General features: G+C 37.2%; 6 protein-coding genes. 1 reads left to right on the plus strand and 5 read right to left on the minus strand.

Annotated elements, in window-relative coordinates; all coding sequences use genetic code 11:
• Positions 1-141 precede the first annotated feature (141 nt).
• The 3 genes from NZ519_09510 to NZ519_09520 are packed head-to-tail and all read right to left on the minus strand — an operon-like array spanning position 142 to position 3,060.
• Complete coding sequence (locus tag NZ519_09510; GenBank protein MCS7028990.1) at positions 142-945, minus strand: C40 family peptidase; 804 nt, start codon at positions 943-945, stop codon at positions 142-144.
• Entirely contained in the window at positions 942-1,466 is a 525-nt protein-coding gene (locus tag NZ519_09515) for a hypothetical protein (GenBank protein MCS7028991.1), read from the minus strand. The genes NZ519_09510 and NZ519_09515 overlap by 4 nt, the downstream gene beginning before the upstream one ends.
• A gap of 37 nt (positions 1,467-1,503) precedes the next feature.
• Entirely contained in the window at positions 1,504-3,060 is a 1,557-nt protein-coding gene (locus NZ519_09520) for a GH3 auxin-responsive promoter family protein (GenBank protein ID MCS7028992.1), read from the minus strand.
• 92 nt (positions 3,061-3,152) lie between these two features.
• Here NZ519_09520 and NZ519_09525 point away from each other — a divergent pair, with 92 nt between their 5' ends.
• Positions 3,153-5,990: a tetratricopeptide repeat protein gene (locus NZ519_09525; GenBank protein MCS7028993.1), complete on the plus strand. Its 2,838-nt coding sequence runs from the start codon at positions 3,153-3,155 to the stop codon at positions 5,988-5,990.
• A 47-nt stretch (positions 5,991-6,037) separates the two neighbouring features.
• On the opposite strand, the gene NZ519_09530 is transcribed toward NZ519_09525, so the two are convergent.
• On the minus strand, positions 6,038-6,574 hold the full coding sequence (locus tag NZ519_09530; protein MCS7028994.1) for a hypothetical protein: 537 nt from the start codon (positions 6,572-6,574) through the stop codon (positions 6,038-6,040).
• Positions 6,575-6,598: 24 nt separating this feature from the next.
• Positions 6,599-7,885 carry an NADH dehydrogenase (quinone) subunit D gene (gene nuoD, locus NZ519_09535; GenBank protein MCS7028995.1) on the minus strand — a complete coding sequence of 429 codons (1,287 nt, stop codon included), beginning with the start codon at positions 7,883-7,885 and terminating at the stop codon, positions 6,599-6,601.
• Positions 7,886-8,031 lie beyond the last annotated feature (146 nt).

Consider the following 8,031-nt stretch of genomic DNA (forward strand, 5'->3'; position numbering starts at 1 on the left):
GTGGGCGTTAGCCCAGTGCGGAGCGAAGCGAAGCACCGAAGCGATAGCGTAGCCCGAAGCACGCCGACCTTGCCCATGTGAGCGCAGCGAGCATTGGGCAAGGGCACGCCCAAAAAAATGAAAATTTTATTAAAAATTGAATTACCAATACCTGCGAATGCTTACTAACTTGTGTGAGTATCCTTCTTGATAGATACTGTGCAAGCCTACATCATCTACCTTGGCTATATGAACATAACCTGCACTGTGAATTACTTCGTAATTACCTGCATAAATGCCTACATGGCTTATTTTAGCCGCATCGGGCTTTCGAAAAAATATCAAATCACCTGGTTTAGCTTGTGATAAACTGCTAACCGGGATCCCCTGTGTAGCTTGTTGGTGAGCATCGCGATAGATAAAAATTCCTATCATTCTAAAAACAAGCTGGGTAAATCCCGAACAGTCTAAACCAAATGCTGACTTCCCCCCCCACAAGTAAGGAACATACAAAAACCGCTTGGCTAAATCCACTACCTTTTGAGTAGAATAGTTATCAAATATTACTTCTGTTTTTGAAAGCAAAAGTTTTTTAGGGTAAGGCAGTTTGACCTCAATGTTTTGACCGATATCTTGAATTAACGCAGTGGGAACTCTACAGCCCATAGTTAAAGGAATTTGGTCTTGTGCTGTGGAAGTAGTTAGAACATTGATTAGTGCGTAGTGTTTTTCATAGTGCTGGGCTTGAGATGGCGATATTTTAGTGAGCTGCATAGTCAAAACGTAGCCCTCGTACTCATCATGCAAAATTTTGATTTTTGACCATATATTATTTTTTTCTAATACCTGCACTACATCACCGAATAAAAGTTGAGTAACTAATTCTGAACGGTGTTCGGGGTTTTTTTTGACAGGTGCAATAGGCATAGCGCACCAGGCAAAGTCTAAATTTTCTAGCTCATTCATTCAGATACAAAATTACCGTAAATTACAACTTCTTTGGGCTTAAAGAAAGCTACTTGAGTAAAGAAGTGGTTAAAAGTACGTTTGACAAAAAACTGCCCATTTTGAATTTCAAAGGTAGCTTTACTTTCTATATCTTGCCAATAAAACCAAGTTTTGCGCACAATATGGCTACGGATAAAAATAGGCTTTTGAGTAGTTTTATCCCATAATAGCGATTGAGATGCCAGTGGCGTTTTATATGCACAATTCTTTTTACGCGTAGCAATAACTTTTATTCGGTTAGATTCTTGTTCAATACTAAAATCAAAGTACTCGGCTTGTCGGCTATCCAATGCGTTGTATTGTAGTAGGTAGTAGAGTTCTCTTTCCCAATTGATGGCATCAGCGGTAAAAACTTTTACTTGATTATTTACAATTTTGCGATAAAGCTTATTTTTAGTAGTTTGATAGAGGGGGTACTGCTTTACATGCTTTTCAACCGTAGAATTGTAGTATTCTTTCGGGACAAAGCTTGTTTGCACAACAAAAGCAATAAACAGGATTAAAAAAGTAAAGCGTTTAGTTGTCATTAGTTTTGTAAACGTATTTAGAGAGGTACTCATTCCACTGTTCAAGAGGTTTGCCTTTGAGTACGCGAGGGAATTTATGCTGTCCACCTGCTTTACCAATGTGCGCCAAAAAATCATGAAATACATGCGTAGGTAGGACTTCAACTTGCAAATCTTTGAGAGCGTGTTTTCTTTCTGTGGCATAGTCATCGTTGAGCAAGCATAGTTGTTTATCCAAGGTTTGAATGAACGCCTCTTTATTTTGGTTAAGGTAAGGGTCCTCTGTACCTAGATACCACTTATGCGTATGTCTATTTTCGATAGGTATTCCGACTACGGTAAATTCATTGACATTTGTATTGTGTATTTCGCAAGCTCTTTTAAGTCCCATAGTCATATTATCTACGGAGAGGTGTTCGCCGCAAATGCTTAAAAAGTGTTTAGTTCTTCCGTCAATGATAATTTCGTATGGGTCAAGAGATACAAACTTAATTACATCGCCGATTAGGTATCGCCAAGCTCCTGCGCAGGTAGAGAGGATTAAAGCATACGGTTTATTGAGCTCTACTTGGGCAAGAGTAAGGGTTTTTGCGAATTTATCTTTGAGATTGCCATCTGCATCAAAATTATCTTCATTGAAAGGTAGAAATTCGTAGTAGATACCACTGTCGGTAGAGAGCAGCATGCCCCTATTATCGGGATGGATTTGACAAGCAATAAAGCCTTCTGAAGCTAAGTAAGTATCTATCAACAAAACTTCTCTACCAAACAAGGACTGAAGTTTTTTGCGATAAGGTTCAATAGAAACACCTCCATGAATATATAGTTGAAAATCTGGCCACAGTTCGTGAATGTGTTTTAGGTTGTAATATTCAATAACTCGTTCTAGTAAAATTTGTACCCAGGCAGGTACACCTGCAATGATGCCTACATCCCATTTAGGGGCTCTTTCGACCATTTTTTGAAGTTTAGTTTCCCAATCCCGGATATCTGTAATTTCTTTTTCGGGTCTGAAAAAAGGTCTGAACCAACGGGGTTGCTTTTTGGCTTGAATGCCACTCAAATCGCCGCGGTAGTTAATTCCATTATATTGCAAATTAGTGCTTCCACCTAGGCTAAGAAATTGTTTATCAAAAATTTTAGCAGGAAACTTGTAATTGTCTAGTACTAAAACTTCTCTTCGCCCAACTTTTTGCATGGCTTTAATCATCTCTCGGGTTACGGGAATATGCTTAGATGGGCTACCTGATGTACCTGAACTTAAAGCAAAGTATTTTACCTTACCTGGCCAAGTTACATCTGATTCTCCTGCTTCGGCTTTTTGCCACCAAGGTGCAATTGAGTCATAATCATGCAAAGGAACTCGTTTTCTGAATTCTAACTGTATATTTTTACTTTGCAGAATTTCGTCAAAATGATAAAAAGTACCAAACTGAGTAATAGCTGCTTTATGCAATAACTTTTTGAGTACTCTTTTTTGTTGTAAAATAGGGTCTACGCGTTTTCGTTTAGCAATTTGATTACTTACATTTACAGTTCTTTTCAGTAGTAGAGCAAGTAAAGACATAACGCAAAGATATACAAAACTAACATCGGTTTAACATAATCTTGACTTTATGCTCAGACTTATTACGTGTTTGTATCTATCTTTGTAAACTTATGCCCATAGTATCACTTCTTTTTGTACTTTGTGTTAGTTTTTCATTTGCATACGGACAGAGCTGGAAAGTTTTAGATAGTTTGTGCTATCAATATCATGATAGCCAACCTGATACTGCTATTATACTCGGTAATAAAGCATTACAAATCTGTTCAATGGAAAAAGGCAAAAACAGTGTAGAATATGCCGTCTGCCTTGACCATGTTGCTTGGGCTTACAAGAATAAAGCTAAATTTCGGGTAGCAGATAGTTTATACCAAGAAGCTGCTTTTATTTTACAGATGCTTCAAAAAACTGAAACTCCTGAGTATGCTGAAATTATCAACAATTTAGGTATTTTAAGAGAAATTCAAGGTAAGTTCGCTGATGCTGAAAAGTTTTATACTCAAAGTATACAAATACGGGAACGTATTTTAGGAAAAGCGCACCTAGAATATGCCACCTCTTGCAATAACATAGGTAATTTATACCTTAACCAAGATAGGCTTTCAGAAGCAGAATTTTACTTAAAACAAGCCTTGTCTATCATACAAAAAAATGTGGGGAAAGCTCATATTTACTATGCTACTATAGCTAATAATTTAGCAAAAGCATTCCAAGCACAAGGTAAATATCCCGAAGCCGAATTACTTTACAAAGAAGCTAAGCAAGTATACCAAAGTTTATTAGGTAAAAAACATCCGTACTATGCTACGGCTTGCAATAATTTGGGTTTTTTATATGAAAAGCAAGGCTTATACGAACAAGCAGAACAACTTTACCGAGAAGCATTAGATATTCGCCTAGCTGTATTAGGCAAGCAGCATCCTGATTATGCAGCATCTTGCAATTTGTTAGGCGGATTATTTTATGCCACAGGCAAGTATGAGCAAGCAGAAACTTGGTATAGAGAAGCATTATCTATAAAACTTGCAATATTTGGGCAGCAGCATCAAGAGTATGCAGGCGCATGTAATAATCTTGGATTTTTGTATGCTGCTCAAAAAAAGTACTATCCAGCAGAAACCTTATTCAAGATTTCTCAAAGAATTTACGCACAAACTTTAGGTAAGAATAGCACTTACTATGCCACAGCTTGTAATAATCTTGGGCGTATTTATAGATTACAGCAAAAGTATGCATCAGCCGAATCTTTGTTTAAGGAAGCGCTTCAGATTTATACCAAAGTCTTTTCTAAAACTCATCTCACTTATCTTCAAACCTGCGAAAATTTATCTGCTATGTATATACAGCAAAAAAGATATTCCGAAGCAGAGACACTTTTTAAGCACATTATTCAGTCTAAAATGCAGGATATAGAAACTAATTTCAAAAATCTATCCGAAAGCGAGAAAGAAAAATATCTTAAAACAAACGTAGAAAGCGTTTTTAATACCTTTCAAAACTTTGTTTTTATACGGTACCAAAAAAATCCCGCAATCACTGAACAAAGCTATAATTTAGTCCTTGAAACAAAAGGACTAATTCTCAATAGCACTGAAAAAATTAAAAATAGAATTATCAACAGCCAAGATGAAAGCTTGAAAACTCTTTATTTAGAATGGAAAGCTACCAAAGACAAATACACAAAGGCTCAAAATCTTAGTGCAGAAATTCGTCAAAAAAAGAAAATTAACTTGGATAGCTTAAATAAACGAATCAATGAGTTAGAAAAAGAGCTTGCCTTAAAAAGCGAAGATTTTGCTCATACTTTTGCTTCTCGATCTTATACTTGGAAAGATATCCAAAATAAGCTCAAACCTTTTGAAGCAGCGGTAGAAATAATCAGGTTGTACCGAAAAGAGTTTATTCAAGATGAAACTAACGATCCTGTATTATATTTCGCACTGATAGTTAAGAAAAACAGTAAGCATCCTGAACTGGTAACTATGCCTAACGGTAGTAAGTTAGAAAAAGAATATCTTATCAACTACAAACGTAGTATTAGACACAAGATATTAGATGAAGTTAGCTACAATGTTTATTGGAGACCTCTCAAAGCAGCTTTGAAGGACATACAAACAGTATATCTTTCGCCTGAAGGAGTATTTCACCAAATTAGTTTTTCGACATTGTACAATCCTCATAAACGGCAGTATCTTTGTGATGAAATTCAGATAGTTAATGTTACAAGTACTAAGGATATACTACAAAGCATACCTTTGAGCAAGGGAAAAGCTTACCTTATTGGAAATCCTTCATATCAAATAGACTTGAATTTGAGTGAGTTAATCAAGTGTACTAACTGCTTAGAAGCTCGAGATATTCTTCCACTGCAAGGTTCAGAAAAAGAAGTTAAGCAAATTGCTACATTTCTTCCCAATGCTATTATTGTAACAGGTGCAAATGCCACGGAGGAATTTGTCAAATCTTTGAAAAATCCGCGTGTTTTGCACATTGCTACACATGGATATTTTAAGAAGGGGCAATATCAGACCAGTATGCAAGCCATGCTAAACGCAGGACTGTTGTTAGCAGGGGTAGTAGATTACGATAGAATGCAGGCGCGCCCATTAGACAAAGAAGATGGAAAATTAACAGCATTTGAAGTCATGAATATGGAGTTAGACAGTACAGAGTTAGTTGTGTTAAGTGCATGTGAAACAGGTCTAGGTCAAACAAACAAAGAAGGGGTTTATGGGCTGCAGCGTGCCTTTAAGGTAGCAGGGGCGCAGAGTATTATGATGAGTTTGTGGAAGATCAATGATGAAGCTACACAATTGCTTATGGCTAAATTTTATGAAAATTGGCAAAAGAAGGCTATGCCTAAGCGCGAAGCATTTGAGTTAGCTCAAAAAGAAGTTAGACAACAGTACAAAGAGCCGTATTATTGGGGCGCTTTTGTTATGATTGAGTAGAGAAAAATTATTTTTGATTGTCCTGCGAGCTTAGATTGTTTTAGAGCTTATTTTGTCAAAATTCTCCAGTTAGGTTCATCTCCTGCAAATTTAGCCCTGTGCGCCCATACTAACTTTCCTCTTTGGAATAGAAATGTACCTGAAAGCAGCTTGTCATCCCCAATCCGTTTAGTTTGCCATACCTTGAAACCATGTGTAAATAGACTTTTAATTCCTTTCAAAAAAGTACGAATACCAATTCTATCTTTGACCTTACCTACTTTTATCTTAAAGAAGTGGAACAAAGATAAGTCTGTGTTTGAGATATGAATTTGACCTTTCCAGAATTTTTCAAAAAATGCATTTCCTTGCTCAATTGTTCCTTGATGGACGAATATGATTGGCGGAAAACTAGGGTCGCTTTCTTTGAGTTTTTTCAAGTTAAGTACCATAGTTTTACAAAAAGTGCATCCTAATTGGCGTAAAAAAACTAGCACTACCAAAGGATATCGCTGTAAAAGTTCAGCTAAACTTTGAGCGGGTTCAGTACCATGTATTTGGATTGGTTTAGTATATTTACTTACATCTATGTCAAGTGTATCCATAGTCAAGTGAAGGATTTTTGATTTTTATTTATCTGCTTCGCCCATAACAGGGTCCACAGAACCTATTAAAACTACTGTATCTGAAACCATAGCCCCTTCTAACATTTTTTCTAAAACTTGTAAGTTGCTGAAAGAAGGGGACTTTATTTTTAATCGCCAAGGCGAACCTGTGCCATCACTGATGATATGAAAACCTAATTCACCTTTTGGAGCTTCAATAGCGTGGTAGATTTCGGCACCTTTTGGCGGACATACGCCCAGGTCAGTCATCATAAAGTCATGGATAAGTCCTTCCATAGAGTAGTATACTTCATTTTTCGATGGATAAGTGTGCTTAGCGTTATCTGCGCGAATATCACCTTTGGGCAGCTTGGCGATACACTGTTCTATAATACGGCAGCTTTGCTCCATTTCATCCATACGGACAAAGTACCGAGCTAGACAATCTCCCTCTTCTCTTATGACTACGTCAAAATCTATTTGGTCATAAACAAGATAAGGCTCAAAAGTACGAATGTCGTAAGGAACACCGCTTGCCCGCAAATTTGGTCCTGTAAAGCCGTACTGAATAGCATCCTCTTTACTAACTACTCCTATTCCTGCGTTTCTGTTCACCCATATTGGGTTTTTATCTAATAGTTTGTGCCATGCTTTGAGTTCTTTGTATAAGTTTTTGACGAAGGCATCAATTTCTTTTATTACGCTTTCGTCAGGGTCAAATTGTAGACCTCCGATACGGCAATGAGATACTGTAAAACGAACACCTGCAAAACGGTCAAAGATACTGTATATTTTTTCGCGCTCTCTAAACGTGTACATAAACATGGATACAGCACCTGCATCCATGACCATTGTTCCCAACCATAACAAATGAGAAGATATTCGTGCAAGTTCGCAAGCAATAGTTCTAAGATACTGTGCTCTTTCGGGTACTTGAATTTGGGCAAGCTTTTCAACGGCTAAACAAAAAGCAACATTGTTGGAATAGGGGGATAAATAATCCATTCGGTCAGTGTAGGGCATAAATTCTTGGTAGGTCTTATTTTCTGCTATTTTTTCAATTCCCCTGTGTAGGTAGCCAATATCTAAAACGCACTTTTGGATATTTTCGCCATCTAATTTAGTTACTACGCGTAGCACTCCATGCGTAGCAGGATGTTGTGGTCCTATGTTCAAGACCATTTCTGTACCTAGGGGGTCATTTTCATCTACTTCTACAAAAGAATGTTTAGTTTCTAGTCTTTTGTATAAGGCTTTTTGGTGTTTAGGAAAAAATTCAGGTTTTACTTTTTCTATGATGCTTTCTGCCATACTTTTTATATTCTTAACAAGCAAAAATAAAAAATATTCGCAGATACGCAGAAAAGACTTTTTAGAAACGTTTTTTTGGGCGTGCCCCTTGCTGACGCAAGGGTCGGGGCATTCCGCACTACGCTTCGCTTCGGTACTTCGCTAAC

Source organism: Bacteroidia bacterium (assembly GCA_025056095.1).
Taxonomy (GTDB): Bacteria; Bacteroidota; Bacteroidia; order JANWVE01; family JANWVE01; genus JANWVE01.

What these genes read in the sequence shown, in the direction of transcription:
- NZ519_09510 (MCS7028990.1), bottom strand. Translation starts at nt 945, where the DNA reads ATGAATGAGCTAGAAAATTTAGACTTTGCCTGGTGCGCTATGCCTATT.
- NZ519_09520 (MCS7028992.1), bottom strand. Translation starts at nt 3,060, where the DNA reads ATGTCTTTACTTGCTCTACTACTGAAAAGAACTGTAAATGTAAGTAAT.
- NZ519_09525 (MCS7028993.1), top strand. Translation starts at nt 3,153, where the DNA reads ATGCCCATAGTATCACTTCTTTTTGTACTTTGTGTTAGTTTTTCATTT.
- NZ519_09530 (MCS7028994.1), bottom strand. Translation starts at nt 6,574, where the DNA reads ATGGATACACTTGACATAGATGTAAGTAAATATACTAAACCAATCCAA.
- nuoD (MCS7028995.1), bottom strand. Translation starts at nt 7,885, where the DNA reads ATGGCAGAAAGCATCATAGAAAAAGTAAAACCTGAATTTTTTCCTAAA.